Source organism: Roseiconus nitratireducens, assembly GCF_008629675.1.
GTDB classification, from domain to species: Bacteria; Planctomycetota; Planctomycetia; order Pirellulales; family Pirellulaceae; genus Stieleria; species Stieleria nitratireducens.
On record NZ_VWOX01000004.1, the window covers coordinates 512,056 to 538,823 of the forward strand.

Sequence of the window (26,768 nt, forward strand, 5' to 3'; positions counted from 1 at the left end):
TGATTCCGAGCCGTTTGACGATGTGGAAGCCGATCCAGGACGCGTCGGAGCGCGGACCGAGCGATCTCACTCACGACGCCCAATCATCTCTCCGGATCATTTGTCGCCGGAAACCACTTCCAGCAGCGCCTGCCGAACCTGTTCCTGGCGGTCATAATCTTCCAACTTCGCCCCATTCTCCTCGCTGACATAAAAGACATCAGCGACCTGATCCAGGTGGGTGTCGATCTTGGCAAAGTGCAACACGACATGCAGCTGGCTGAATGCCCGTGCGATGTGGTACAGCAATCCCGTCCGGTCATACGCGAATAAGGACAGGATGGTGTAGCGGTCCAACGTTTCGTTGTCGAAGTCGACCTTGGTGGGCAGGATATTGACCTGCGGAGATTCGCGATTTCGCTCCAGCGACCAGGTACTCCGCTGCGGCGGCAGGGGCGCTTCGGGCGTATCCAGCAGGTGCTTGATGCGATCGCACACCTTCTCAATCCGTCGCAGCGGCGGCTCATCGGGATAATCGGGATCGGACACCCAGAATTCATCCCAGACGATGTCCCCCAGGGTGTCGATTTCCGCCCGCAGAATCCCCAAACCACAGGACAGGAAGGCCCCGGTGACGCGGGCGAAGACCCCGATCCGGTTTTCACCTTGATCATGCACCACGGTGTACCGCATGGCCGAGGCGACCGGATCGTATTGACTGATGCACAACGACTTCTCACCGTCGTCAATGGACCGACCGACTTCGATCAACTGCGCCGCCAGATCCTCCGAGTTGACACGGCGCAACATGGAGGCCGGCGCGTTGGCCAACAATTTGCGGCTCATCGCTTGCTCGGGTTCATCGACCAGATAGGTTTTGACTTGCGCCCGGTAGTCGCGAACGACTGAGTCGTCGTAGCTTTCCAAATCGCCCGTTTCGAAATACCGCCGCGTGCGCAGGTACAGGTCTTCGACCAATTTCATCTTCCAGTCGGTCACGACGCCGGGACCGACCGCCGCAAGATCCGCTACCGAGTGCACGATCAACAACTCCAGCCGCCGAATCGAACCGACTTCCTTGGCAAAGGACAGCACGATTTGAGGGTCGCTTAGATCATGCCGGAAGGCGACGGTGTTGACAGCCAGGTGTTTTAGAATCAGCCATTCCAAGATTTCGATGCTGCCCGGATCCAGCTCCAAGAGCTCGCCGGTTTCTCGCGCGATCCGTGCCCCGACGACCGAATGGTCTTCGTCGTATCCCTTCCCGATGTCATGGATCAGCAACGCCAAATGCAACAGCGTCTTGTCTTTCAACCGACGATAACGCCGCCCCATCGCGGATTGCTCATCGGCAAAATCCGTCGCGACTTCGACGGCACGGATACAGTGCGCGTCCACGGTGTACTTGTGATAGGCGTTGAACTGCAACAGCCCCCTGGCGCGCCGGAAAGCCGGAATCAGCTGTTCGATGATCCGCAATTCGTGCAACCGACGCAACAGCGGAGCGAGCCTTCCGCCGCGACTCATCAGCGACAGGAACGCGCCGATCGATTCGGCGTCGGGACGCGTCGGCGGACGCGTCTGCATGGCCTCGCGAATGGTTTGCCAGGTGTGATGGCCGATGCGTCGGCGATGGTGATTGGCCATGCTCATGAACCGCAGCACCTGAGCCAGATCGGTCGCAAAGCTTTCCAGATAGGCGCCCTCGACCCAAATGTGCGAAGGGCCCATTCGCACTCCCTGGGCAATCCGTTTGGAAAGCAGACGTTCAACGGCCTGACTGATGATCGGACGACTTCGGTTGTCGTCGGCAAAGAACGTCGACGCGTAGCGGACTTCCCGCGCCACGTCGAAGTATTCCTGCATGAAAGTTTCCACCGGCAACATCCCGTCGCCGCCTTCGTATCCCCACGCGTCCGCGATGGCCATTTGCGTGGGACGGTCCAGCACATCCTGGGCGCGTCCTTCGCGAAAGTGCAACTCGTTGCGGAGTCGGATCAAGAAGTCATACGCGCGGCGGATCAAACGGTAGTCGTTGTCGGTCAACGCGCCGAATTTCAGCAGGCGTTCCAAATCCACCTCGCCGTAACGGGCGAACCCGATCCAACGGATCATCTGAATGTCACGCAGGCCGCCGCGTGACTTTTTGACGTTGGGACGCAGCAGGTAGTTCGTGTCGCCCCATTTCTCGCGTTCCTGACGACGGGCCTCGATCAAGTCGCGGATCAGGCGGGACCTGCGCCGCCGGGCGCCCCGCCGCAACGATTCGAAGAAGCTTCGGAAAATGTTGAAGCTGCCGGCGACGAAGCGAGATTCGGTCAACGAGGTGAAGATGACCGGATCTCGCCAGGACAGCGAACAGGCTTCGGCGGGCGTCCGCATGGCGAAACCGACATCCAAGCCGATGTCCACCAGATCTCGCGTCAGTGATTTGGCGATGCGTTCGGCATCGGCGGTCGACCGGGCGCGGGTAATCAGCATCATGTCCGCGTCCGAATACGGTGCCAGATCGCGACGGCCAAACCCGCCGTGGGCAACCAGGGCGATCCCGCGTGGCGTTTCTCCGCCGAAGTGATCCAGGCAAGCGTGGTTCCACGCTTCCAGCACCAGATCGTCGTACAGATCGCAGATTCGCGCCGAAACCTGCACGCCGCGAGAACCGGCATCGTGCTGGATGCGACAGCGTTCACGACCTTCCTGCAATCGCTCGCGGCATCTCAGAACGATTTCGGAAAGTGAAGGGGCCGCCATGTCAGAGCGTCCAGCTACAAATCACCTCTGGTGGGAGGCTGGGCAGTTTTGATCCGGCACGCCGTTCGACCGTGGAAGGCGACGGAGCGGGATTTGAAAAGCGCCGGGCGTCGCGGCGCCGCGCCCGCACGCGGAAACTCGTTGGCGGCTTTGGTAGGAAACGTTCGGCGTCGGACCGGGGTCTCCGCCGCAACCCCGACTCGCCCCAGACCCGACCCGCCGCATGCGGGCGGGAGGCACAACCGTCGCGGCGGTCCGTCAAGATTCGAGGACACCGTGACGAACGAGGACCCTCTAAACTAAAGCGCCTCTTCGCCGCGTTCGCCGGTGCGGATCCGAATCGAATCTTCCAAGTTGGTGACGAAAATCTTCCCGTCACCGATCTGCCCGGTTTGAGCGGTTTGCAGAATGGTGTCGATGACCGTCTGCAGATTCTCGTCGGTGCAAATCACCTCAATCTTCACCTTCGGAACGAAATCGATCGCGTACTCGGTTCCTCGATAGATCTCGGTATGGCCTTTCTGGCGTCCGAAGCCGCGAACTTCGCTGACCGTCATCCCATGGATTCCCTGCTCAGTCAGCGCATTTTTGACATCTTCCAATTTGAAGTGCCGAACGATGCCTTCAACTTTTTTCACGTCATTGCCTCGAAGGATGCGACTCGAATTTCAGTCCGTTGATGATGGTGTCAATGCCGCCGGCCCGAATCCGGAAGGCTCGCGGAGGCCGTATTGTACACGGACCTCATTCAAGCGTTCCAGCGGGTGTCCGGACGCGATCGGCGGTTGGCCGCGGGGTCATTCCGGACGCTGCCAGGGGACGTCCGGCAGCCCGGCCTGGGAATTCACTTCACGACTGAGCACGAAAAGGTAGTCGCTGAGCCGATTGAGATACACGATGACGGCGTCGGAGATCTCCACGCCGTCCCGGTCGGCCAGCGTCACCACCCGTCGCTCGGCGCGACGGCAAATCGCCCGTGCCAAATGCAGAATCGACGAGGCGTGCGTCCCGCCGGGCAGGATGAACTGTTTGAGCGGCTCCAGCCCCTGTTCATGATCATCGATCCACTTCTCCAGGCGAGCCACGTGGCGGGTTTGGATGATCCGCAGCTCGTGGGCGTCCGGATCGGGCGTGGCCAGTTCCGCCCCGATCGAAAACAATTCACGCTGAATCTGCTCGATTTGGCCATCCAGTGCTGGATCGACGCCCGCGGCGGCGCCGACCGAGCGGACGCAGCCCAACGCGGCATTCAATTCATCGACGGTCCCGTACGCTTCGATGCGGGCATCATCCTTGGAAACTCGGGGGCCCCCGAAAAGTCCCGTGCTTCCGGCATCCCCGGTCCGGGTGTAAATCTTCATCGTCCGCTACCATGTCAATTGAAGGATGTGACCGACCTCCAAGTGTTTTTAGAACGATTCGCACACGCGACAAGTCCGCCCAATGAATAATTCCCTGCCGCATGACTGGCCCGCCCTGGATGAGGGGCCGACCGCAAAGCGTGCCGCCGGCATTCTGATCATGACGCGTCGCCGGCCCAATCAATTTCTGCTGATGCGCCACGTCGACCGCTGGGACCTGCCCAAAGGTCACAGCGAACCCGGCGAATCGGTGGTCGAAACGGCCCTCCGGGAAACCGAAGAAGAAACCGGTATTTCGGGCCAGGATATCGAGATCGATCCCGACTTCTGTTTTCAGCTGGTTTATCCCGTGCGATACAAGAAACGCGACAATCAGCCGTTTCGAAAACAGGTCGTCTATCTGCTGGGCAAAATCGATGACCCCGTCACGCCGGACCTGACCGAGCATTTGTCGTTTCAATGGTTCGACTGGTCCCCGCCCCACCAGATTCAGGAACAGACGATCGATCCCCTTTTGGACGCGGTCCGGCGGCATCTCGAATCGTCCTGACCCTGGAGCCGGGTCAATGGATGGATGTGTCGCCCACCGGCCGTCAGGTGAATTGGCATTCACCTCAGTCTTGGTAGCGCGCGCCCATTAAACGAATCCGATACTCCGGAAGGCGGCGAAAAACGTCCATCCAACTCGCCTGGACATCGGCATCTCCCTCGCAAATCGTCAGACAGAGACGATCAACCGGGTTCCGCCTTGCCGTCAAGGCATCCAGAACCACCCAGCGACCATCGACGAAGGCAGTGACCCAAGGGCGAAGTTTCATCATCAGCGGGCCGGATCCGGAGGACGGATCTCGCTGGATCGGCAAAGCGACCCCGAAGGCGATGCGAGCAGGCACTTCATTCTTGCGCAGCAGAGACGCCAACACGACGGCATGGTCCAGCTCGCCGCCCCGGCCGGACTGCAGGACCGCCGAAGCGGGGCGTGCCGGCTGCTGCGCTGCGATCGAAAGCGAGTTCTTGACATACTGGGCAATCTCGGCGACTCGAACTTCGCTGGGAAGAGAGCTGAACCGGGCCGCCGCCGATTGCACCTTGGGATGTTCCAGATCGATCAGCGCGGTTGCCGCTCGATCGGCCGGTAACGGTTCGGCCTGATACTCGCTGAACCCTGCCGGTGGGGCGTCGTCGGCAACCAAGATTTGCAGCCCGCCCGGGGCTTCACGCAGCGACTGCAGTGGAGCCGTCGGCAATTGCATCCCGGCCATCGACGCCGATGGGTTCGGTCGCGGTTCTTGTCTGGATTCATCCGATGCTTCCTTTGAATCGTCCGAGGCCGGAAGCAAAAACGCCAGTTGTTTGGGCCGGCGGTTGAATTCCAAATCTCCCGAAACGACCAAATGAACGTCCTGGACGCCGTGATCGCCAAACAGTGCTTCCGCGGTCGCCCGATCGACCTGCAGAGACTCCAGCCGGAGGGCCGGGCGAAGCGTTCGGACCAGGCTTCCTTGGGAATCGACCCAGGCGATCCATTGGTCCACCACGGTTCCCTCCGCATCGATCGTTTGCACATCGAATTCGTCGTGAACTTGAAAGGTTCCGTCCAACATCGGAATCGAAGCCTGGCCCCGCGAGGTCAGAACGACCGATCCAAGCTGTCTCGAAGTCGGCAGCACGACTTGAAACCGCAGACTCTGGTTCTTGGAGAGCTGGTTCCGGCGAAGTGCTTGTTCGACCGCAAATTCGCCACGAGGATTCGCGGACGATTCCAGCGTGGCAGGTTGCGGAGCATCCTCTCCGGTCACTTTCAGCTGCACCGATGATCCGCGCACGGTCCCGGAGACGACGGTCCGCAGCGGTCCTGTCTGGGTTTCGGTCTCGAATCGTTTCAGAGCGCCCGCGGCGGTTTCCACGCTGACCGACCGAACCAGTCGATTGAATTGGACGCGACCGGTCCTCATCAACAGCCGCTGCGTTCTTTCAAAGCGAACCTCTTGCGGGTCGTCCGCGCCATCCCCGCTGAGCTTCGTCACGGGGACCGTCGCGGCTGACACGTGTGAGAGACCAACGACCTGCTCCCCAATGCGGTGCACGTACCAGGCTTCCCAATCGCCTCCGAAAGGCTGGGGACTGGCCGACGGTGCCGATTCGAAATTGGCGTCCAGCCGCGGAGCGTCCTCCGCCGATTCGGCTTGCCGTCGACCGGCAATTGGCGGTCGCGGCGGCAGCAGCCCGTCGCAACCGGCCACCAACAGAACCAACAGCACAGGCCAAGACCGACGCGGGGTCAGAAAGGCAAGCAGGTCGGGCACGTGATCACAAAGGGGATGGGAGGCTGAAGCGAGAAGGCCACAGGAGTATATCGCGACATGTTGCGATTCGGTCATCGCGTTGATTTTGCACAACGTCGCTCACTCACCCGAAGGAGTCCATTTGTAGGGGTTTTGGCGATCGGTGGGGCTGAAGCGAACGTGCTCGAAAGATTTCGATCGGGCCGGATTTCCGGCTTAACGAATCGATGCGCCCTCGCATTCACGTGACCTAGCGTTGGCTGTAGATCGATGCGGTCAACCGCGTCGTTTCTGATCGAGACATTCATGCTAGTTCCCCCGCGATATAGATCGGACCGCCTGACATGGGCTTTTTGAAACGCATCCTTCGCAGCAATACGGCCGAAGAATCCGGATCGACATTCACCCCCGGAAGCTTTGAAGCGTTGACCGAAGAAGAGCTGCAGACCCACATGGGGATTGATTGTTACGGCGCTTTCGAGCTGACCGGAGCGATCCGCCCCTCCTACGACTTGCAGGTGGTCCCACGGCAGGGTTTCCGATTTGACGAATACGTCGACGATTCCTCGCAGACGCGGACCCCGGTGATCATGGCGGCCACCACCCGTCATCGGATCATGGATCTGTTTTTGGATCTGATCGACCGGCTGGGACCGGTCGTCGATGTGGTGCTGGAAACCAGCCATCACTTCTCTGGTCACCACCAGGACCTGTATCGGGAACACATCGATGTGCCGGTACTGAAGAGTATCCTGTTGGACCACGAAGACCTGCTGCTCAACGACGGCTGCACCGGTATCGCGGTGATCAATCCGTCCCGACGCCAGGAAGTCCAATTGGATGAACACAAACTGTTGATCATGTACGGGCGTCCGCTGGAACAGTTTGAACGGACCCTGATCGCCTCGGACGTGTATCCCGACGAAGGGATCCGCTTCATCACCGAAGCCGAACACGTTCACAGCAGTAGCGAAGCCTTCTTCGATCGTTTCAACAAACTCAAGCACCGCTTGGGAATGGACAGCGAAGACCTGAGCGGCTGCTGCTGATCTCCCCGCTGAAACGTCGCTGGCACGACAGCGATGGGCGTCGTGGACGCGCAACGCGATGTCGCATACCATCGCGGGACGGTTCCCGAATCATTCCGCCCGCCGATTGTTCGCCATGATCTTGGTCCTCAGTGCCAGCCTGAATCCCGGCAGCCGAAGTCGTATTCTTGCCAACGCGTGCTTCGAAAAGTTGCAATCGCTGGGACGCGAACCGGAATGGTTCGATCTGGCGCAAACACCGCTGCCGTTCTGCGACGGCGCGCAAGCTTACGGCGACCCCAATGTGATCGAGCTGGGGAATTTGATCCACCAAGCCGAGGCGATCTTCGTGGCTTCGCCCGTGTACAACTACGACGTCAATGCCGCCATCAAGAATGCGGTCGAATTGACCGGCAAAAAGTGGACCGGAAAGGTCGTGGCGTTGATGTTGGCCGCCGGCGGTTCGGGAAGCTACATGAGCGCGATGGGCTTGGCCAACAGCCTGATGCTGGACTTTCGCTGCTACATTGTGCCCCGATTTGTCTACGCGACCGGCGAATCTTTCGAAGGCAGCCAACTGGCTGACGAAAACATCCAGTCGCGTGTGGACCTGCTGGTGGACGAATCCTTGCGGCTGGCCGACGCGCTGCGCGACTGACTCGGGCATTGCTCGCCGCGACGCATTCGGGGTCAACCGGCGACGCCGCGATACAGACCCTCAGCCGCGATGTAGGCTTCGACCGCGCGAGGGACCAGATGCCGAATGCTTCTGCCCTGCCCTACCCGGTGACGGATGTCGCTGCTGGAGATTTCGATCAACGGCATCTTGATCACGTGCGATCGGAACCGATCGACGCGACTCGGCGGCACCAAGCCTTCGATCACCGCAAAATCGACGGCTTCCTCGCCCCCACGTTGAACGACGGCCAACGTGACCTTCGACAACAGACGGGCCGGTTGGTGCCAGCGGGGCATGGATGCCAAGGAGTCGCTGCCGATGATTAAAAACCAGTCCCCGCCCGAAACCTCGTCTTTCAATTGCTGCACCGTGTCGACGGTGTAGCTGACACCGCGACGTCGAATCTCGGAATCGTCAACGACGTGCCCCTGCCGGCCGGCGATTGCCAAACGCAACATCTGCAGCCGATCCTGATCGGAAGCGACCGGTCCGACCGGCTTCAGCGGCTGCGTTGCCGACGGGACCCACCGCAACTGGTCAAGCTTCAATTGTTCGGTCGCGGCTTCGCCGATCCACAGGTGTCCCAGATGCACGGGATCGAACGACCCGCCAAAGATTCCGATTCTCATCGCCTGTCTCCATGGATGCTGGATCCCGGGCCGAGCAGGCCGCGTGACCAGTGGTGTCACCAGGACGACGATCGTAGGGCTGAATTCGATTCTGTCGACCCGCCACCACGCGGCGTCCCGAGACGCGACATAGGACTTGGCAGACAGCAAGCGGCTGGGTCGCCCCCCTGTTGATGGACGCAAGTTGCAACGATGGACATCCAAGAATCTGGAAGAATCCCTTATGCTGACCGGTGAAGACTCTTATCCGATGATCCCGCTCGCCCCCGCCATCATGCCGTCCGCCTTGCCACCTGAGGAACCCGAGATTTCCGGCAGCCTTTCGGCGCCGGGCTTCCTGGAGTCGCCTTCAAGTGCTTCCGACGGGTCGGACAACGAGGGCGCAACACAGAAACAGTTATTCGACACGGATCCGCCGCCGTGGGAAATCGCAGCCGAAGAAGATGTCGCGGTCGCCAAAGTCGTGCTCAGTGACGCGCCTTACGGCCCCTACGATTATCGGATTCCGGACCCGATGCGGGGTCTGCTGCGGCCGGGCATGCGGGTCCACGTTCCGCTGGCTCGCCGAAAGCGTCCCACGCTGGGATGGTGCATTGAAACCAGCATCGGAAATTCCAGCGGTCGGGCACTCAGCGAGATCGCGGAGGTGCTGGACGACGAACCGCTGTGTGATCCGCCGCTTGTTCGTCTGGTGATGTGGATGAGCCACTACTACCAGTCTCCGGCCGGTCAGGTCTTTGACGCCCTGATTCCGTCCAGCGTCCGCGCCAACGCCGGAACCCGTGAAAGGACTTACCTGACGCCCGCCCCGGCGACCGAAGATGAATCGGTCGTGGACCGGTTGCCGCCCAAGCAACAAAAAGCACTGCGATTGCTGATTGCCTCCGGGCGACCGATGACCGCCGCGCAGTTGATGGTCCACGCCGAATGCACCGCCGCGCCCATCAGTGCGCTGCGAAAAAAAGGACTGGTCCAAGAAGAGTCCCGCCGCGAAATGACCGCCGGCATGCCGACCCGTTGGCAAAGCGGTGACGGCGAGACCGCCCAATCCCACCCGCCGACGGCAGATCAGGCCGAGGCGCTGCGCAGAATCATGGCGGCGCTGGATTCCCAGCAGGCAAAGACGCTGCTGCTTCACGGCGTGACCGGCAGCGGCAAGACCGAAGTTTACATCCGAGCCATTGAACACGTCGTCCGATTCGGGCGCGCCGCGATCGTCCTGGTGCCGGAAATCAGCCTGACGCCGCAGACCCGAGGCCGGTTTGAACGCCGCTTTGATTCGGTCGCCGTGCTGCACAGCCAGATGACTCCAGCCGAACGACACTACCAGTGGCAGCGGATACGGCGCGGTGAAGTCCAGGTGGTGGTCGGCCCGAGGAGCGCCGTGTTTGCCCCGCTTCCGCGCCTGGGACTGATCATCCTGGACGAGGAGCACGACGGATCGTTCAAGCAGGATACGCAGCCCCGCTACCACGCCCGCAAAGTGGCCTTTGCCAGGGCGCAGTCCCTGCAGATTCCGCTGGTTTTGGGCAGCGCCACACCATCGTTGGAATCCTGGTACGCGACCCGCTCCGGGCTCGCCGAATTGATCTCGATGCCCCACCGGGTCGGCCAGCGTCCGATGCCCCACGTGCAACTGGTGGACCTCCGACTGAAGGAGGAGCGGACGCGAGGCGGGGCGATCAGCCGACAGCTGCACTTGGCCGTCAACGAAACGTTGCGAGAAAAAGGACAGGTCATTCTGTTGCTGAACCGTCGCGGATTTGCCACGACGATCCAATGTCCCTCCTGCGGTCACGTCGTCGCTTGCCCCGACTGCGAAATGCCGCTGACCCACCACCGGGACGGCGGCAAAGCGGTTTGTCACTACTGCGACTACACGATCGCCACGCCGCCGTGGTGTCCCGAATGTCGGTTCGACGGAATCCGCTACGGAGGCCTGGGGACGCAGAAGTTGGAGATCGAGGTCAAGGCCCGGTTTCCGAACGCCCGCGTGGCGCGGATGGACAGTGATACGATGCGACGTCCCGGTTCACACCAAAAAGTCCTGTCAGCATTTCGCAGCGGCGAGGTGGACCTGTTGCTGGGGACCCAGATGATCGCCAAGGGGCTGGACTTTCCCAACGTGTTGCTGGTCGGCGTGATCAACGCCGACAGTGCCCTGCACTTCCCCGATTTTCGTGCCGGCGAACGAACCTTCCAATTGGTCACCCAAGTGGCCGGTCGAACGGGTCGTGGAGACCGTGGAGGGCGAGTGATCGTGCAAACCTTTTCGCCCGAGCACATGGCAATCCAAGCCGCCTCCCGTCACGACTACGAACAATTCGCCGAAGCCGAATTGGCCAACCGTCAGAAGTTCAACTACCCGCCGCTGGGGTCGGTCGCGCGGATCATCCTCCGCGGCACGGCAGAGAACGTCACCGAAGCGATCGCGGAATCCATGCTCTCCCGTTTGGAAGCCGCGCGGGAACGACTGGGAGCCGAAGTCCGAATCCTGGGGCCCGCACCGCCGCCGATTCCAAAGCTCCGCGGCAAATACCGATTCCACCTGCTGCTTCAGTCCCTGGACCCGATTCAACTGGGCGCGACGATCCGCAAAGCGACCGAAACGTTCAAGATACCGGACAAAGATGACGTGCAATACGTCGTCGACATCGACCCGATGGACATGCTTTGACCCCCCGGCCACGGCAGACACGCCGGCCACGGCGGACACCCGCTGCCACTCGGTCACGCAAACCTCACTCGCGCAACATTCTCGCATACGTGTGAGGCCAGCATCCCAAGGGGACGGATCAGCGAGCCTTCTTCTTCCGCTCGGCGATGCGTTTCATCTTCTTGATTTCATTCTCGGCGACGACCCAACCGCGACAGTTGCGGGCCCCGCAGCGACAACGCGGAATCCACCACTGCGCTTCCCATTGATAGTCGAAACACACCTCGGTTCCGGCTTCAATGTTGCAAGTTGCGATCAACCCGTTGGTAACGTCGGTGATCTGCAGCAAGTCACAATTGGGGCTGCAAGAGTGATTGACGAACGCGCCCGGAATGGAAGGCTCCAGGTACCAATCGTCGTCCAAGTGCATCGCGTAGGTGGAACCGTCGTAAGACTTCGCCGAGATCAATTGGCCGGTGATCTCAAACAACAGTTCGCCTGGAAAAAACTGACGGGCCGCAAACACGCCACAGCCGACCTTGCCGCCGCGGTCGAGGACGTACACGTCACGATCCTCGTAGCGTCGGTATCCGTAATCCAAGTCGATGGCGGACTGCAGCTTCCTGCGCCGTTTCTTTGAAAGTTCCATCTTCACCCAATCACAACATGAAACCAATGGCCGCGAAGCATGACGGCGGCCCGTGGACCTGTTCCGCCTTCGTACCCACGAGCGTGCCTACCGTGCACCGCACAAGTCCTGCAACCGATGCACAAGCCATGCATAAGCATCGGCATGCGCACGTTGCAACGCGCGACGGAGATTGATACCAAATCCCGTGTACCAACGGAAGCATCCCCGATCGACCTTTTCTTGCGCGGTCGCTCGTCGGCATCATCCACTCCGGTACGCAAACGCAACGGCAAAGAATCAGGCCGAAAACGCTGACGGAATTCCGACGGACCACTTTCCAAAACCGCTACAATCTGACGCGTCGCTGCTTAACTGGACAGCGCCACTTTCAATCAAAAAGCACCTTGATTTGCGGTGCAATCAGCGGCGAGGCGCTAGCCGCCGGTTGAGGCGAGAAAATCCGCGGCTAGCGCCTCGCGGCTCACGCAAAGTGGCGCTGTCCGGTTAATCATCGCCGTCCCAACTCAAGCGACCGACTGCCTTTCAACGACTTCCGAGCCTTCGCGGATGACAGATTCTGAATTCGAGTTTACGCAGTCGGATACTTTCGGCACGACCGACATTGGTAAGAGGCGATCGATCAATCAAGATCAATTCCTGATCGCCGAGTTGAGCAAGTCAATGTTGGTGTCGGCATCCAGCTTGCCGGATATCAATGCCGGACGATTTTTCGGAGGGATGCAGGGACAAGTGCTGTTGGTCGCCGACGGCATGGGAGGACACGCGGCCGGGGAGAAAGCGAGCAGTTTGGCGCTGCAGCATTTGGTCGGTCGGTTGCTCAATAGCGTGCACTGGTTTTTCCAATCCGACACCGACTCCGAAGCGGACTTCATCAACGCCTTGCAGAACCTGCTACGCGACGCCCACGGCCGGATCCTGGCGGAATCACAGGAACACCTTGAGAACGCCGGCATGGGAACCACCCTGACGATGGCTTACATCCATTGGCCGACGATGTACGTCGTTCACGTCGGCGACAGCCGCTGCTATCTGATCCGCGGGGGCGTCGCCAAGCAGGTGACGACCGACCACACCTTGGCCCGCCAAATGGTCGAGGCCGGCGGGATGAAACCCGAAGAAGAAGCGACCAGCCGCTGGAGCAACGTGCTCTGGAACGTGCTGGGTGGACACAGCGAACGCGAGTTGCTGGCCGAAGTCCATCGCGTGGACCTGCAGCATGGGGATTCGGTGGTGCTTTGCAGCGATGGGCTGTACCGGTACCTTGACGAAGTCGCGTTGGCCGAGATGGTGGACGGCGAACCGGACGCATCCGTGCTGTGTCGGCAGCTGGTCCACCACGCCAACGAAAGCGGCGGCGAAGACAACATCACCGTCGTGGTCAGCCACCCCAAGGCCAGCCGTCCGCGTCCCAAGCCGGAGCATCCGATCCAGTCGGACCCGGCCTGTTCGGAAACGTACCTCGGTCCGCTGGAAGGACTGGACGGGTTGGGGTCGGACACCGAACCGGCATAGCCGTCCACACCACCAAGCTGTGATCTCGCCAAGCTGTGATCTCGCCAAGCAGTGCACGTGACTCGGTGGGTCAGCGCGACTTCAACCGAACGTATCGTCCAGTCCCGAGCAGCCCCGATCCGAGTTTTCGTTGGAGCGTGATTCGCCCACTTCGCCGGCCGAATGGTTTGGCCCGTTTTGCGGGATGGCCGCGGCCGTGCTGTACACCTTGGCCAACATCGCACTGCGAGATTGCGTCGCGATCGATGCCTATCTGGTTTCAGCCGTCAAAGCGACTCCCACCGTGCTGGTGCTGGGACCGCTGCTGGGCTGGATGTCCTTCCGCGGCAGCACCCTGCACATCAACCGCCGCCGAATGCCGACATTCATCGCGGCGTCGTTCGGAGCCCAGTTCTTCGGCAATGCCGCCTTTCAAAAAGCGCTCGGACACATCGGACTTGCCGCGTCGGTTCCAATCACGTTGGGCGTGTTGATTGTCGGCGGTGCGCTGCTGGGAGCCATGTTGCTAGGGGAACCGGTCGGCCGACAGAAAGTCATCGCGATGGTCCTGTTGATCGTGGCGGTCGTGGTGCTATCCGTCCCCCATTGCGGCCCGGAAGCTTTGGAGCGTTCGGCGTCAAACGACAACGGCGTCGAGAATGACGGGATCGGACACACCTTGGAAACCGACCGGCAAGTCAGCGCTGCCTCGGTGGACACCCGGGAACCCGTTTCCGCCGCGGTCCGGGTCATCGTCGGCTCGCTGTGGGCAGCGACGTCGGGAATCGCGTACGCCCTGTTCGGCGTGATGTTACGTCAGACATTGCAAACCGGCATGCGTGCGAGCACCACCATGTTCATCAGCGGGCTGGTCGGAGTCACCAGCCTGTGGTCCTACAGCTTCCTGGTCCTGGGATCCTCGACCATTTCAGCAACCCCGTCGCGTCAGTGGCTGGTGATGGCGTCAGCCGGCGTGTTCAATTTTCTGGCATTCGTCGCTCTCACCGCCGCCCTGCGACGCTTGCCGGTGGTTGCCGTCAACCTGATCAATGCCTCGCAAGTCGCGCTGGCGGCGATCGCCGGCGTGGTCCTGTTCTCCGAACCGGTAACGGTTCAGCTGCTGTTGGGGATCACCTTGACCTTCGTCGGCCTGGTGATCCTGACGCGCCGCACCCGGGCCTCGGTCGTGATCACCGACTGACCCGAGGGTTCCGAGGCTCTTCCCAACGACCCCTTGTCAGTCGGCGGGCACCGCGAAGCCCAGTGCCGCGTCACCGTCGAGCCCCCCCGCGGAGGCTGCGGGATAGCGGCGGCTGACAGTGGTTGCGGCAACCGGCGGCGCATTCGACGATTCTTACGGAATAATCGCCCCATCTTTCGACACCGCTGCCGCCCCCGGTGGTTTAATGGCTATCAATCCTGTCCGCGGCCCTGAGCGCAGGCCGGCCTCCGGAATGAATGCATGTCGGAAGATTCGCAGGGGTTGAACCTGCAATCGCCCACCATCGCTCGCACCGTGGATTTCCTCCCCAAGAATGAGAAAAGCGAACATGAAACTGAATGTCGTTTGTCTGGCCCTGGCAATGACCATTTGCACCGTTGCCAACGCCCAAGAGCCGGCTGCGAAGAAGAAGGGAAAACAGGCGGGGCGCAACACGCCAGCCGCTTTGGTAACGCGGCAACTGAAGGACGTTGAGCTGACCGAGCAGCAAAAGTCGAAAATCCAGTCGATGGCCAAGGAAGCGATGGCCGAAATGAAGTCCATTCGGGAAGACGCTGGCTTGACCCCGAAACTGATGAAACAGCGTACCGAAGCTGCAAAAGCACTGAAGGACAGCGAGAAAAAGGGCGATGAGTTAGTCAAAGCGATCAATGAGAAGGCGGGCCTGAATGAGGCTCAAGCAGCCGCGTTTCAAAAACTGAACGCGGTGCGTCAAAAGCTGCTCAAAGACTCGGTGGCCCTGCTCACTGACGACCAGAAATCAAAACTCCCGAAACGTCTGGTGGGCAAAGGCCCCAACGGCGGCAAGGGAAAAGGCAAGAAGAAGAAAGACGCGGCCTGATCGCGTCCTCGGTGTCGATTCCCACTCCGCAACGGCAGCGATCCAGGTTGCCCGGACGGTGACGTCCCGACGCTTCGCCAACGCCACTCTGCTGCCGACCCGAAACGGGCGTGCGGCCGAGACAAGGCAACTTCTTAACGACCGGCGTTCCCGTTTTCGGATGGGAACGCCGATCTCTTTTCGGGCGCGAATTCGTAAAGTTGTGCGGGTTATGCGGCGTCACGCCAGAGTGGCAAAGACCGGTGTCGCATTGTGCCGATCACCACTCATGGCGTACGGAGCCAATCCAACCTCCAGACCACCTCGATGACCCGGCGTGGTACGCCGGTCAACTCTTGCCCCCTCCTCAGCGGCGGAAGGAACTGCCTTACAATGCGATGCTCTATTACTTATCGACATTTGCTGATCGCCATCGCATTGATGTCGATCACCACCACTTCGGTTCAAGCCGGCTGGCATGATTTCTGGCATAAAGTCGGCGTCGGCTACCATCGAAACAACGCCTGGCCCGATCCGTTCAACGAAATGGACGCGATGGCCGTCATCACCCCGTTCGAAACGATGAAAGTCAACGGCTGGCGGCTGCACAACACCATCGGCGCCGAGCAATTCCGCAACAGCGATGGTGCGTTGTTGACCGCCGGTCAGGAGCGTCTGCGTTGGATCGCAACGCAGGCTCCGCCGAATCGTCGCCAAGTGTTCGTGCTCCGCGGTCGTACCCCGGACCAAACCGACGCCCGAATCGCCTCGGTCAAGGAAGCTTTGGATCGGTTCAACATCCGAGGCCCGGCTCCGGAAATCGCGATCATCGACCGCGAACCCCCGACAGCGCCGGGCAACTGGGCGACGCAAATCAACCGGACCTGGTTGCAACAGCTGCCCTCACCGAAACTGCCGGGCACCAGCGCGGCCGGAACCGCGTCGGCGACGCGATAACGGCTTCCGAGACCCCGACTGCTCGGGGGTCTGGTGCGGCAGTCCGCGAAATCATATCTTCATGAAAGCGGTTTTCCTTCGGGGAAACCGCTTTTTTTTGTCGAATCGGGCCACCCCGCGTGACCGAATTGAAGTCCGCCAGCCAAACGGTCGATTCCTACAATCGATGCGACTGGACTGACCGTCGTATCCACGGCTCCGCCCAAAACGTTGACTCGATTGTCACGGGAGAACCTCAGACGTGACTGTCCAAGCAAAACCGACCCGCACTCAGGCAAGAAACCGACTTGCGTCCGCCCTCGCCATGACGCTGCTGGTTGGCTCGGTTGGCGTGACCACCGGGTGCTCCAGTTCGGCGGGGTCTCGTGTCGCCTCGTTGAATCCGTTCGCAAAGTCGGACTCGATGCCTTCGTTCGGCCCCGAACCGACCAGCTGGATGGACGGCCCCAAGAATGTCGGGACCTCACTGGCCAGCGGCACCAAAAACGCCGTCACCAAATCTCGCGACACCGTTGCGGGCTGGTTCGGCAAAGACACTCCGTCGGCGCCGGACGCCGTCCCCGGTGACGAAACCGACCCGGTGAGTCTGGCGCACAAAGCCGAAGTCTCCCCCGAAGTGTTCGTGGCCAACGGACGGTTGTGGGAGTCGACGGGCAACTTTGAAAAGGCGATGGAAAGCTACGCCAAGGCACTCGAGAAGCGCCCCAACGATCCGGCGGCCCTGTCCAACATCGCCCGACTTCACTTTCGCCAAAACAACCACGCCAAAGCGGCCGAGTACTTTGGCAAAGCGATCGAGCAAAAACCCAATGACGCGGGGCTGTACAACGACTTGGGCCTGACGCTCAGCAAATTGGGCAACCATTCCGCCGCGGTGGGTGCGCTCAGCCAGGCATTGCGTCTGACGCCGAATTCTTCACGCTACGCCAACAACCTGGCCAGCGTGAAGTTTGAGTCCGGTGATCAGACCGGCGCGTTGGAAGTTCTGGCAAAGAACAACAAGCCGGCCGTCGCCCACTTCAACATGGCGTACCTGCATTACAAACACGGCCAAAAGACGGACGCGACACGGCACCTGAACCAGGCCCTGTCCTACAACGGCCAGGCGGAAACCGACGCGGCAACCAAGCGTGCCGTGGAACGCTCGCGAGAGCTGCTCGCTCAGATCGATACCGCGGCCGGCATCGAACCCGGTACCGCAATCGCTCAAGCCGCCAAGGCTTCACAGAAAGGTGCGGCACCGACCAATGCCGCGACGACCAATCAGTTCGCCGCCGATGCGGCCGCCGGCAACACCAATCCGGCGTCGGCGCCGCAGAATGTGACCGCCAGCGGCTTCACTCCGGGGGCGAATGTCCCGGGATTTGACAGTCTGGTCCAACCGGCCTCGGCCGACGACGGCGACGCCACATTTGGCAACGCATCGTTCAAGAAGCCAAGTGCTTCGAGCGGTACGAATCCGGCCGCAGCCACGCCGGAAACGGCCACCGAACCGGCGGCTGACGCTTCCGCACCCCCGAAGGATGCGTTTTCGCTTCCGCCTAATTTCCAGATGCCCTGATTGGCAACTGTCCTGATTGCCAACTGTCCCGAGCAATCGGGCAACGGGCCAGAAGCCCGGCCAGGCGGACCGTACCGCCGTCGCACTGCGAGGGTGACGGTCCATCACGCCGCCGGGCACGAGGACAGAAAAAATCGATTTGTGTGATCGATCTCTGCTTGGGAACGTATTGGATAAGGTTGTGGCAAACACGCGTTTGTCGCGCCTTTCCGGACGCAGCGGCTTTTCCAAGGAGACACCCATGAAACCCATTCTGTACGGTCTTGCGCTAGCATTTCTGGCCAGCGAGATCTCCCAGCAGCACGTTCACGGCCAATCGGCCGTCGATTTTCGTGAAGCGGTTCGCACCGGGGAGGCTTCCCTGGTGACCGTGACCGCCTCTCCGATTCCCGCCAACGCCCGAGCTCCCCAGGCCCGAGCTCCCCAGGCCCAACCTCCGCAGGATCGTCAGCCTGAAGCCGCCCCGGAAGACGACCAACCGGGTCGACCGCGGATCGAACTTTTTGAGCTCAATGACGGCCAACTGATGGACCGTCCGGAGTTGGAAGCGGTCCCGCCAAGAGAGATCTCCAGCACCGCATTCGCCGTGGACAATGACGTCGTCGTCGCTTACCTGGGCGGGCCGGCCGACACCGTCTCGGTCACCAACACACGCGGGGAATCCACCACGGGCACCGTCCTGGCCCAGGATTTCGTCACGGGTTTGGCGGCGATCCGCGTCAAGGACGGGTTCCTTCCAGGGCTGGTCGTCGGCACGGCAGAAACCGAACCCGGCATGCCCGTCGTGTCTCTGTCCGTGGAAGACCAACACGTGCGGGCGGATTCGGGAATGGTCGCGACCCGACCGATTGCCAGCGGTTCCGGCATCGGCTTTACGCCCGAGATCGACTTTGGAAGCCGACCACTGGCGGTGGGCGCGCCGGTTCTGGACTCGTCCGGAATCGTCGTCGGCGTGCTGGTTCCGGGTCGCCAGTCGCAAACGGTTTTCGTCCGCGCCCGCGACGTGATGCGGTTGGTCGAAACCGCGCGGTCCGAGAACCCACAGGATCTGCGGCGCGGTCTGATCGGAATCCAATTCGAGGGGGGCGGCACCCTGGTGATGGAAATCAGTGAAGACTCCGCTGCGTCAAAGGCCGGGCTGAAATCGGGAGACCTGGTGCAGAAGGTCAACGATACCGAAGTCACTTCGGCAGCCGAAGTCGTTGCGGCCGTCGCCGAAGCACGTGCCGGCGACACCCTCCGACTGACTCTGAATCGGGGAGGCGAAACGCTGGAGGTGCCGGTCGAACTTCAGGAACATCCCCAGCAACACCTCGCCTCAACAGGATCTGGTCGCGACTTGCTTGGCCCCGGTGGAGCGTTGCCATGGCCGGGAGCCCAGGGGGCGCCGCTGGGGCCGAACCGTCGCTGGGGTGATGGCGGCCCAATGGACCGTCAACAAATAGAAGAGCTGTTTCGGCAGTTCCCCCTGCCGCTTGGTCCCGGTCTGGACGCTCCGGGACAAGCACCCGATGTCGAGGAAACGTTGAAACAGCTGCAACGACAATTGGAACGGCTGAACAAAAAGCTCGATGACGAACCGTGATGCCGCGTGACCTGCCAGTTCCTTCTCCGGCGACCACTCAGGTTGCGACCAGGACGCGACGCAGATCGATCGGGCAAATACCCGATCGAGACAGTTCCTTTTCCGATCGCGGCTGCAAAGCCTGGTGCGTGAATTGGACTTGAAAGTCGCGTCGACTGGAACTGCGCAGACCGCAAGCAAAACTCACCTCCGCCCGTTCCTCCGGTTTCAGCTGATCGATCAGCAGCGTCAGGATTGGCAACGGGTCACAGCGACCGCAGATCATCACCTTCTGGTCATCGCGAAGCATGGAGGATGCTTCGCGGGCGACCCAATTGACGGCGTGCGCTGGCAGCATCGCGGGTGTCGAATCGATGAAATCGCTGCGAGGCGCCGGCAGCGGAAGCAGCTTTCCCGGCAAGGTCACTTCTGGCAGTGATTCCTCTTTTCCGATCGGCAGAATCAGACTGCCCAGTGTCAATGCGGTTCGCGCAATCGCGATCGCATCGTACTGGTAGGATTCCATTTGCTCGCGTGAAAAAATCAACGCGCTGGTCACCACGGATAATCCACCGCGGCCGCTGTATTCAGGTCCCCCGTGAACCGTCCGTGCCACGGCGAAGTGGTCATTGACCAATGGAAAAAAAGAAAGTGCCCAGGCATCTTGTGGCGATTGCCCCTCGGCGACTTCCAACGAATCGTGTGAGGGAGCCCATTTGCAGAAGGATCCTGCCAGGTTGGAATCGATCGTCGACGACTTGCCGATGATCTGATAGCCCTTCATCCGGCTGCGTTTGACGGAACCGTAGGTGATTTGACCGACATCCATCGCGCATCAGCTGTTTTGAATGGCCCAATGCAGCGGTTCGATCACGCCGCGCGGCTGGATATGGAACGGCACACGTGCGAGTGCTCCGACGTCATTGGAAAGCATCGCCGAAGCTCCGACCACGCTGGCACTGAACACGGCGTGCCGCGGGAAATTGTTCTGGCAGTAATCCATGAACCGCGGCATGTTGTTGGCCATGAAGCGATTCGGATCGGCGGCCGCCTCGGCGCAGGTGTCCGACTTGGTAAAGACCACAGCAATCGCCGGTGTCAGATCGCGCGACTTGGTGATTTCCCCCAGCTGCTGTTGCTGGCGAATGTACGATCCCAATTTCATGGCGAACAGATCTTCGCGTGCTCCGTTGTCGCGAACTTCAATTGAATCGCACAACAGCAGAAACGCTGCCGAGCGTTCAATGATGTGACTGACCGCGGGATAAGTCCCCGGTTGCTCCAACTCCATCGCGATTGCCTCGCCGGCGAAATCGGGAGCGACGAAATCGACCTGTTTGGCGCGTCGGCCGGAGGAGTCCGTGACGACGCAGTGCAGCCACTTCCAAAGGTCCGATTCGTTGGGGGTTTTCTTGGGGAAGCGACGCTCCTCAAGTGCCGAAACCACCTGCTCCTGGAGACCGATGGAAAAGGCTCCGTTGGGAACCCCCTTCAGGTTCCGGGCGCCGCCGCACAGCATGTCCAGCAATAGTCCCAGGAAGACCGTTTTCCCCGCGTTGCTGGGGCCGACGACTGAAATGAAGTGCGGGTTGGCTCCCCGATTGGCAACCGATCGCGTGATTTCAGCCGGGGTGTGACATTCGTGGCAATAACTGTCTGAATCCGTCATGGACGCGTCGCAACAAATGCAATGCAACGCTTCCGGCCGGTCGACCGCGGACTTGTAGGTTTCTGTAGCAGCCATGGTGTTTTCGAGGAAACTCAGGAAAGGGGTTGGTCGGGTGAGGTTCCATCGACCGCCTCGGTCATCTCGGTCTCGCCTGGAACAGCAAGCTGGTCGGCTGAGAGGCAACATCGGAAACCGATGTTGGACTTTCGGGCCGAGAGTGTTTGCGCACTACGGCTTTGGCAAGTCGCGTGAGAATGGAAATAGGTATCGAACGCCCCTCCGCGGATTTCGGCCATCGGATCGTTGGTCAACACACAGATTTCATCCGTTGCGGCCAACAGGTATTGCGTATTCATCCACTCCCAAACATTGCCGATCAGTTGCCGAACGCCGTTGGGCGTATTGCCGCTTAGAAACTCGTGGATCGAAGTCGTCTGGTGAGTTCCGGAAGCCCAGGTGTTGGCGTGACGCGGATCGAAGGAGCTGCCCCAGGGATACCGGGATTCCGTTCGAGTGTCACTGCTGGTCCTGCCCCACGTCCCCGCCCGCTGCCACTCGGCGCTGGTCGGCAAACGTTTTCCGACCCACTGGGCGTACGCGTTTGCCTCGTACCAGGAGATTCCCACGACGGGATGGGCGGCGGATCCTTTGGGCGGCATTCCGTTGACCCAATTGGCCGGACCGGGCTGCATGGTCTGATCGACAAACTGCAGCACCGATTCCAGGATGTGTTCGGGCCACAGGTTGACATCATCGTACCCGCCGGCCTCGATAAAACTCAGATAATCGGCGTTGGTGACGCACCAGCGGTCCAGGTAGACGGATTCGACATCGCATTCCCCGATTGTCTGCGGAACCAGGACCAGGTCGTCCTCAACCGTGGTCGCATACTCGCCGCGCAACAAGACGGTGCCCCCGGGCACATAGGCCATGTCGTGGTCGATTGCTTTCCACGCAAACCGCAACGAGTCCTCATCGAACTTGGTGCCGTCTCGGGGCGCCACAATCTTTGCATACTGCCGTGCCCGAATCATCATGCGGATGTCCGGTGGGGCTTCGGGGTAGTCCAACGTCGGCGGGCTGATCGACGACGTCTCCGACTTCGTTCCGGTCAGCCCGGCGCGAAACGCGGCGAAGGGTCGGCTGAAGAAATTGGCGAATGGCACAAGAGTCTCCACGAAAAACGTTACTTGTTTCGGCTTGATCGGATGGCACGCTGCATCCGCCGGAAACGCTCGATGCGTTCTCGCGTGATCGCTTCCATCCTTTCGGGATCGGTGCAGTTCTGCCCCGTCGCCGAAGTCGATCCGGCATCGCCGGAACACTGGACGGGGCGTTGTCTGGTAAAGGTGTCGGCGACGTTGACCTGGGTCGCGGTGACTCGATTGGGCAGCGGCGTTTGCGACGCGACCGGTGCCGTGGCTCCGTTGGGCGGAGGCACGGGAGACCGGGCTGCCGGATCAGCCTGAAAGTCTTTCTGGTCGGTCGTTACCGCCGGCGAATCGGGCGTGCTGGCAGCGGGAGCCGTTGGCTCCTTGGTTTCCGCCGCTGGTGGCGACACCCCGTTGGCGGGCTCGGACTGGGAGGTCTCGGTCTGCGCCGGGATGGTGGGGGAAACGACCGCCGAAGCGCCGGCCGCGGCCGCTTTGTTTCCCTGAATGGTCCTGCGACGTTCTGATTCAACCGACAGCCAGGCTTCGGTCAGCAATTTGGATTGGTCCTCCAGGGTCGCCTCCTTGGCTTGAGTCCGCTTGGACCATTCGGACTGCTGCCGATCCAATCGTGCGATCGCTCCGGCCAGCAGCCGTTCCCGCTCGATCAGCTGGGACGAGCGTTGCAGCAGGTCGCGGATGCGTCCGATCCATCCACGAGTGAACTGTTCCACGTCACCGATGATTTCCCGCATCGATTCGCCCTGCCCCAGACCGGAATCCGGGGGATGCGGACGCGAAGCCGGCGCGTCGCGATGTGGATCGCGATTGTCGCTCGGGCCGAACGCCATTTGCGCCCCATCGGTCGGGTGCGAACCCGTCGTCGATGAGATTGGGAAATCGGTTGGATCGGTCATTTGAAATCGGAGGTGGACGATTCATGTTCGCGGACGATGAGTGCCCCGACGGCACGCCCGCTAAATTCGTTGGGTCTCAATACTCTTCGTCGACACGCTTCCACAGACTGGAAATACGACCGAGCAGCGAATCTTCCTTCCGCTCGCGTTCAATTTTCTCCTCTTCGTGGATCTCGCGGAGGTGTTCCCGCAACGTTTGAAGCTTGTGGGCGAACTCGCGATCCGGTTGAGCTTTGGGTCCGCAGGCCGCGCCGACGTCCTGCAGTTGCTTGGACAGCTGGAAACGAAGCCGCGACACATCCGCTTTTTCTTTGGCGAGCGCCGCACGCTCCTGCTGGAGCGACTCGGGTTCTTCGGCGTCAACGCGTTCCAGCTGACGTTTCAGACCACTGATCTGCTTGCGAGCCTTCTCCAGTGCTTCCCGCAACTCGGCGTTTTGCTGTTGCAGTTTTGTCAGCGGTTCGTCGGAAGACTCCTCACCGATCGCTGCCTTGCCGTACCGTTTTGCGGCGGCGTGCAGTTGTCGCTGAATGCGATCACGATCCTCGGTGATCTCTTCCAGCTGGCTCCGCAACGTATCCTGTTCGGCTTGCCACTCCGACTCGCGTTCTGCCATCCGCTGTTCGATTTCTCCGACCCAGGTTTCCAGGCAATGCCGCTCTTCCTGCTCGGACTGATTTTGGATTTCGGCGGTTTGCAGCAACTCCTGAAGCATCGCGACGCGATCGTCATGCTCGGCCAGTTCCGCCAACAGACCGTCGACGCGCTGGACCAACTCGCCTCCGCCAAACTCTTCGTCGACGGCGTCTCCCTGCGCTCCGGGTGCGGCCACTTCGGCTGCGGGCGATTCGCCCATCGCGGCCAACTCGGCAAGCTGCTCGTCGCGTTCGGCAAGCTGGATGCGAAGGTCTTCGATTTCGCTTTTGAGCAATTCCAGAATCTCGGGGTCGACCTGTTGATCGTCCATCAGCGACGGATCCCAGTCGTCATCGTCGGAAACGTTTGAGCCTCCGTTGTCGGTCACATCCTCGGCTTCCACGGCGTCGGTCGCGAGGAGTGCCGCCAACGATTCTTCCAGATCATCGTCGTCGACGTCGTCGAAATCGGCATCGAAGTCGTTGCCGACATCCGCGACGTCATCCGAGGAGGCTTCGAGCCGATCTTCCTTTTCGCGGGATGCCTGGGAAATCGTTTCGGCCAAACGTTCGGTCGGTGTTTGATGAAATCCCGCAGGTTCCGAACGAATCTGGGATCGCGAATCACCGTCCACCCCCAGGTGTTCCATCCCAATGGACTCTTCCTGCTCGGACGATTCTTCCGGACGGCCGGACCGCTTGCCGCGATGGCCGCGGGCGGCGTTCCCGGAATCCAGATCACTGGTCACGGTCCCTTTGCTTTCCAGGAACAAGGTGACCGAACCGAGCTCGATCCGATCCCCGACCTTCAGGATTGTTTTGTCTTCGATGGCGTGGCCATTCACTTTGGTCCCGATATCCGACGCCCAATCCTGGATCGACGGAACATGGCGGTCGACATCCAGCAGGCAATGGATTTCCTGGACATCGTCACCTTTCAATTGGATGCCACAGGAATCACCGCGTCCAAGGAACACGCTGCGACCGTTCTCCAGTGGATACTCGATCGGCGAAGCGCTCTGACGTGGCAGGCTCAGAACGTAGCGGTGGGCCACCGCGTTGGCGGATTGACTCATGAATGGGTCTCCGTGGCAGCTTGGTCGGTGATGGAGTCGTCCAGCACAGGCGCAACTCCGGCTCCGTTTTCGTCATCGTCCTCAGCCGGTTCGGTCGCTTCGGGGGCGACGGGGATTTCGTCCAGAACCTGCATCGTTTCGATCAACGTGTCACACCCGTAGGGCGACTGCAGCAATCGATCGGGCACAAATCCCAACAGCTTGTGCCAGGGCACATTGGCGTCTTCGACGACTTTTGCGGGCGCCAGGACCAGCTTGCGACAATCGCCAAAGGCTTCTTTCGCCGACAGGTAAGCCTCCCGAATCGCTTCACAGCTCTGCGGCGTATCGACGGCAAAGAAAACCGCGTCGGGGCCCATTCTTTTGACCAGCAATTGCAACGTCAGAGCATCTCGAACCACCTTGCCGACAAACTTGCCGGCGTTTTGCTTCAAGCCGTTGCGAAGTTGCGCCGCTGCGACCGTATTGGTCTCGTAGGCGATGAACTTTCCTTCGCTCTCATCACGCTGAATTTCCAAGATGTCCGCGGAGGTGAATCCGGACAGAACACGACGCAGCTCTTCTCGCTCCCATCCGAGCCGCTTCTGCAACTCATCGATGGACCGAGGCTCGCCCAGCAGGTTCATGATTTTCATGTGCTTGGCTGACAAGCCGGCACGGTCCAGGTTCTGTCCACGAATCGCCCGTCGGACATAGCGCAACGACGGTTCATCGTCGGGCAGTTCGCTCAGGTCGCGATGCATCGCATGCTCGACCATCAGACTCATCAGACTGACTTCCAGTGGCAGATCGCGTTGCAGCGAGGGGAACTTGGCGGTCGCGCGGAACTGATAGCCTTTCAATTTGCGTTCCATGGCCAATCCGATCAGCATCGCGGCTTGGAATCGCAACAGTTTGGCGGTCAAGCGGGGATCGAGCACGCGTTTGTCCATCAGCTGGACAAAGCCTTCGAATTCAGCGGTCCCCCGTCCGGCGATCGTCAGCCGCAAAACTTCAGCCAGGCTTTGCAACGACTCGGGCAGCCGCTTCACGATCAGCTGCGTCTCCTCGGTTGCCAATCCGGTGGCGCTGATCCCTTGCACGCGCCCCCGATCGAGATAAATCCACAATCGCAGTCGCTCCGCTTCGACTTCCAGCACCCCTTGCTTGTGCCCATTGTTCAAAAAGTCGATCACCTCCCGCAGGCAAAACACGTCAAAGCGTCCCGCCAGGTCTGGCTCAACCGTTTCGCCGATCGTCTCGGGAACGGCGGATCCCTTGCTTTGTGATTCGACGATCATCGCCGCCGTTTCGATCGCATTTTCGACGGTCGTCCGCAATAGGTCTTCGGTGTACGGCTTGGGCAGCATGTCAACGACATTGTCCAGGTCGGCGTACTCCACGTAGGCCTTCTTTCGCAACGTCGAACTGACGACCACCGGAATCGACTGCAGAGTCGAGGAAGCGGCCAGCTGGCGGCAAACTTCGAATCCGGTCGTCCCAGGCAACTGGTGATCGAGCAAGATCAAGTCCGGTCGAATCTCTTCGGCCAATTGCAACCCATCCTCGGCGGTGGGAGCCAATGTCACGGCGTAGCCGGCGGGGCTGAGGTGCGAATCGACCAATTTTCGAATCGTCGCACTGTCATCAATGACAAGGACTTTTTTCTCGGCCATGGGAACGGATTCCTCGGGAACTGCTTGGGG

22 protein-coding genes are annotated in these 26,768 nt (G+C 60.7%); 10 read left to right on the forward strand and 12 right to left on the reverse strand.

Features of this window, described 5'->3' with window-relative positions; translation table 11 throughout:
* Window positions 1-96 precede the first annotated feature (96 nt).
* The 3 genes from glnD to FYK55_RS09745 all read right to left on the reverse strand — a co-directional run bounded on the left by glnD (window position 97) and on the right by FYK55_RS09745 (window position 4,091).
* Window positions 97-2,730 carry a [protein-PII] uridylyltransferase gene (gene glnD, locus FYK55_RS09735; protein WP_150076196.1) on the reverse strand — a complete coding sequence of 878 codons (2,634 nt, stop codon included), beginning with the start codon at window positions 2,728-2,730 and terminating at the stop codon, window positions 97-99.
* Between the two features lie 299 nt (window positions 2,731-3,029).
* Window positions 3,030-3,368, reverse strand: a complete 339-nt coding sequence (locus FYK55_RS09740; RefSeq protein WP_150076197.1) for a P-II family nitrogen regulator — start codon at window positions 3,366-3,368, stop codon at window positions 3,030-3,032.
* 159 nt (window positions 3,369-3,527) lie between these two features.
* Complete coding sequence (locus tag FYK55_RS09745) at window positions 3,528-4,091, reverse strand: cob(I)yrinic acid a,c-diamide adenosyltransferase (protein ID WP_150076198.1); 564 nt, start codon at window positions 4,089-4,091, stop codon at window positions 3,528-3,530.
* 82 nt (window positions 4,092-4,173) lie between these two features.
* On the opposite strand from FYK55_RS09745, the gene FYK55_RS09750 reads away from it, so the two are divergent.
* A complete protein-coding gene (locus FYK55_RS09750) occupies window positions 4,174-4,641 on the forward strand; it encodes a bis(5'-nucleosyl)-tetraphosphatase (protein ID WP_150076199.1) in 468 nt (155 codons plus the stop codon).
* A 64-nt stretch (window positions 4,642-4,705) separates the two neighbouring features.
* Here the strand turns inward: FYK55_RS09750 and FYK55_RS09755 are convergent, their stop codons facing one another.
* Window positions 4,706-6,397 carry a transglutaminase-like domain-containing protein gene (locus FYK55_RS09755; RefSeq protein WP_161604403.1) on the reverse strand — a complete coding sequence of 564 codons (1,692 nt, stop codon included), beginning with the start codon at window positions 6,395-6,397 and terminating at the stop codon, window positions 4,706-4,708.
* A 323-nt stretch (window positions 6,398-6,720) separates the two neighbouring features.
* Between FYK55_RS09755 and FYK55_RS09760 the strand changes: the two genes are divergently transcribed.
* Together FYK55_RS09760 and FYK55_RS09765 are read left to right on the forward strand one after the other, a co-directional pair.
* Complete coding sequence (locus FYK55_RS09760) at window positions 6,721-7,425, forward strand: hypothetical protein (RefSeq protein ID WP_150076201.1); 705 nt, start codon at window positions 6,721-6,723, stop codon at window positions 7,423-7,425.
* 115 nt (window positions 7,426-7,540) lie between these two features.
* Window positions 7,541-8,062 carry an NADPH-dependent FMN reductase gene (locus FYK55_RS09765; protein ID WP_150076310.1) on the forward strand — a complete coding sequence of 174 codons (522 nt, stop codon included), beginning with the start codon at window positions 7,541-7,543 and terminating at the stop codon, window positions 8,060-8,062.
* 32 nt (window positions 8,063-8,094) lie between these two features.
* On the opposite strand, the gene nadD is transcribed toward FYK55_RS09765, so the two are convergent.
* Entirely contained in the window at window positions 8,095-8,712 is a 618-nt protein-coding gene (gene nadD / locus FYK55_RS09770) for a nicotinate (nicotinamide) nucleotide adenylyltransferase (RefSeq protein WP_150076202.1), read from the reverse strand.
* Window positions 8,713-8,986: 274 nt separating this feature from the next.
* Between nadD and priA the strand changes: the two genes are divergently transcribed.
* Window positions 8,987-11,389, forward strand: coding sequence for a replication restart helicase PriA (priA, locus tag FYK55_RS09775; protein WP_150076311.1), 2,403 nt, complete (start codon window positions 8,987-8,989; stop codon window positions 11,387-11,389).
* Between the two features lie 118 nt (window positions 11,390-11,507).
* On the opposite strand, the gene FYK55_RS09780 is transcribed toward priA, so the two are convergent.
* On the reverse strand, window positions 11,508-12,017 hold the full coding sequence (locus tag FYK55_RS09780; protein WP_150076203.1) for an SET domain-containing protein: 510 nt from the start codon (window positions 12,015-12,017) through the stop codon (window positions 11,508-11,510).
* Between the two features lie 549 nt (window positions 12,018-12,566).
* Here FYK55_RS09780 and FYK55_RS09785 point away from each other — a divergent pair.
* The 6 genes from FYK55_RS09785 (at window position 12,567) to FYK55_RS09810 (ending at window position 19,656) form a co-directional block, all read left to right on the forward strand.
* Window positions 12,567-13,532: a PP2C family protein-serine/threonine phosphatase gene (locus FYK55_RS09785; RefSeq protein WP_150076204.1), complete on the forward strand. Its 966-nt coding sequence runs from the start codon at window positions 12,567-12,569 to the stop codon at window positions 13,530-13,532.
* A 130-nt stretch (window positions 13,533-13,662) separates the two neighbouring features.
* A complete protein-coding gene (locus FYK55_RS09790; protein WP_150076205.1) occupies window positions 13,663-14,712 on the forward strand; it encodes a DMT family transporter in 1,050 nt (349 codons plus the stop codon).
* 349 nt (window positions 14,713-15,061) lie between these two features.
* Window positions 15,062-15,574, forward strand: a complete 513-nt coding sequence (locus tag FYK55_RS09795) for a hypothetical protein (RefSeq protein WP_150076206.1) — start codon at window positions 15,062-15,064, stop codon at window positions 15,572-15,574.
* Between the two features lie 372 nt (window positions 15,575-15,946).
* Window positions 15,947-16,510 (forward strand): hypothetical protein, encoded by a 564-nt coding sequence (locus tag FYK55_RS09800; RefSeq protein ID WP_150076207.1) that lies wholly within the window; start codon window positions 15,947-15,949, stop codon window positions 16,508-16,510.
* A gap of 241 nt (window positions 16,511-16,751) precedes the next feature.
* Window positions 16,752-18,071, forward strand: coding sequence for a tetratricopeptide repeat protein (locus FYK55_RS09805; protein WP_235908559.1), 1,320 nt, complete (start codon window positions 16,752-16,754; stop codon window positions 18,069-18,071).
* Window positions 18,072-18,312: 241 nt separating this feature from the next.
* The gene (locus FYK55_RS09810) at window positions 18,313-19,656 is read left to right on the forward strand and encodes a S1C family serine protease (RefSeq protein ID WP_150076208.1); all 1,344 of its coding nucleotides are present in this window, start codon (window positions 18,313-18,315) and stop codon (window positions 19,654-19,656) included.
* A 37-nt stretch (window positions 19,657-19,693) separates the two neighbouring features.
* Here the strand turns inward: FYK55_RS09810 and FYK55_RS09815 are convergent, their stop codons facing one another.
* From FYK55_RS09815 to FYK55_RS09840, 6 genes are all read right to left on the reverse strand, one after another.
* Window positions 19,694-20,464, reverse strand: coding sequence for a GAP1-N2 domain-containing protein (locus tag FYK55_RS09815; protein ID WP_150076209.1), 771 nt, complete (start codon window positions 20,462-20,464; stop codon window positions 19,694-19,696).
* Between the two features lie 6 nt (window positions 20,465-20,470).
* Window positions 20,471-21,379, reverse strand: a complete 909-nt coding sequence (locus FYK55_RS09820) for a TRAFAC clade GTPase domain-containing protein (protein WP_150076210.1) — start codon at window positions 21,377-21,379, stop codon at window positions 20,471-20,473.
* Between the two features lie 17 nt (window positions 21,380-21,396).
* Window positions 21,397-22,470 carry a formylglycine-generating enzyme family protein gene (locus FYK55_RS09825; RefSeq protein ID WP_150076211.1) on the reverse strand — a complete coding sequence of 358 codons (1,074 nt, stop codon included), beginning with the start codon at window positions 22,468-22,470 and terminating at the stop codon, window positions 21,397-21,399.
* 20 nt (window positions 22,471-22,490) lie between these two features.
* Window positions 22,491-23,372, reverse strand: coding sequence for a hypothetical protein (locus FYK55_RS09830; protein ID WP_150076212.1), 882 nt, complete (start codon window positions 23,370-23,372; stop codon window positions 22,491-22,493).
* A 76-nt stretch (window positions 23,373-23,448) separates the two neighbouring features.
* Window positions 23,449-25,083, reverse strand: coding sequence for an FHA domain-containing protein (locus FYK55_RS09835; protein ID WP_150076213.1), 1,635 nt, complete (start codon window positions 25,081-25,083; stop codon window positions 23,449-23,451).
* Complete coding sequence (locus tag FYK55_RS09840) at window positions 25,080-26,738, reverse strand: response regulator (RefSeq protein WP_150076214.1); 1,659 nt, start codon at window positions 26,736-26,738, stop codon at window positions 25,080-25,082. Before FYK55_RS09840 ends, FYK55_RS09835 begins: the two co-directional genes overlap by 4 nt.
* Between the last annotated feature and the right edge of the window lie 30 nt (window positions 26,739-26,768).

Coding starts and splice junctions, on each gene's coding strand:
- FYK55_RS09765 (WP_150076310.1), top strand. CDS start 7,541: ATGATCTTGGTCCTCAGTGCCAGCCTGAATCCCGGCAGCCGAAGTCGT.
- FYK55_RS09835 (WP_150076213.1), bottom strand. CDS start 25,083: ATGAGTCAATCCGCCAACGCGGTGGCCCACCGCTACGTTCTGAGCCTG.
- priA (WP_150076311.1), top strand. CDS start 8,987: ATGCCGTCCGCCTTGCCACCTGAGGAACCCGAGATTTCCGGCAGCCTT.
- FYK55_RS09820 (WP_150076210.1), bottom strand. CDS start 21,379: ATGGCTGCTACAGAAACCTACAAGTCCGCGGTCGACCGGCCGGAAGCG.
- FYK55_RS09760 (WP_150076201.1), top strand. CDS start 6,721: ATGGGCTTTTTGAAACGCATCCTTCGCAGCAATACGGCCGAAGAATCC.
- FYK55_RS09840 (WP_150076214.1), bottom strand. CDS start 26,738: ATGGCCGAGAAAAAAGTCCTTGTCATTGATGACAGTGCGACGATTCGA.
- FYK55_RS09745 (WP_150076198.1), bottom strand. CDS start 4,091: ATGAAGATTTACACCCGGACCGGGGATGCCGGAAGCACGGGACTTTTC.
- nadD (WP_150076202.1), bottom strand. CDS start 8,712: ATGAGAATCGGAATCTTTGGCGGGTCGTTCGATCCCGTGCATCTGGGA.
- FYK55_RS09785 (WP_150076204.1), top strand. CDS start 12,567: ATGACAGATTCTGAATTCGAGTTTACGCAGTCGGATACTTTCGGCACG.
- FYK55_RS09815 (WP_150076209.1), bottom strand. CDS start 20,464: ATGGATGTCGGTCAAATCACCTACGGTTCCGTCAAACGCAGCCGGATG.
- FYK55_RS09810 (WP_150076208.1), top strand. CDS start 18,313: ATGAAACCCATTCTGTACGGTCTTGCGCTAGCATTTCTGGCCAGCGAG.
- FYK55_RS09795 (WP_150076206.1), top strand. CDS start 15,062: ATGAAACTGAATGTCGTTTGTCTGGCCCTGGCAATGACCATTTGCACC.
- FYK55_RS09800 (WP_150076207.1), top strand. CDS start 15,947: ATGCGATGCTCTATTACTTATCGACATTTGCTGATCGCCATCGCATTG.
- FYK55_RS09750 (WP_150076199.1), top strand. CDS start 4,174: ATGAATAATTCCCTGCCGCATGACTGGCCCGCCCTGGATGAGGGGCCG.
- glnD (WP_150076196.1), bottom strand. CDS start 2,730: ATGGCGGCCCCTTCACTTTCCGAAATCGTTCTGAGATGCCGCGAGCGA.
- FYK55_RS09830 (WP_150076212.1), bottom strand. CDS start 23,372: ATGACCGATCCAACCGATTTCCCAATCTCATCGACGACGGGTTCGCAC.
- FYK55_RS09780 (WP_150076203.1), bottom strand. CDS start 12,017: ATGGAACTTTCAAAGAAACGGCGCAGGAAGCTGCAGTCCGCCATCGAC.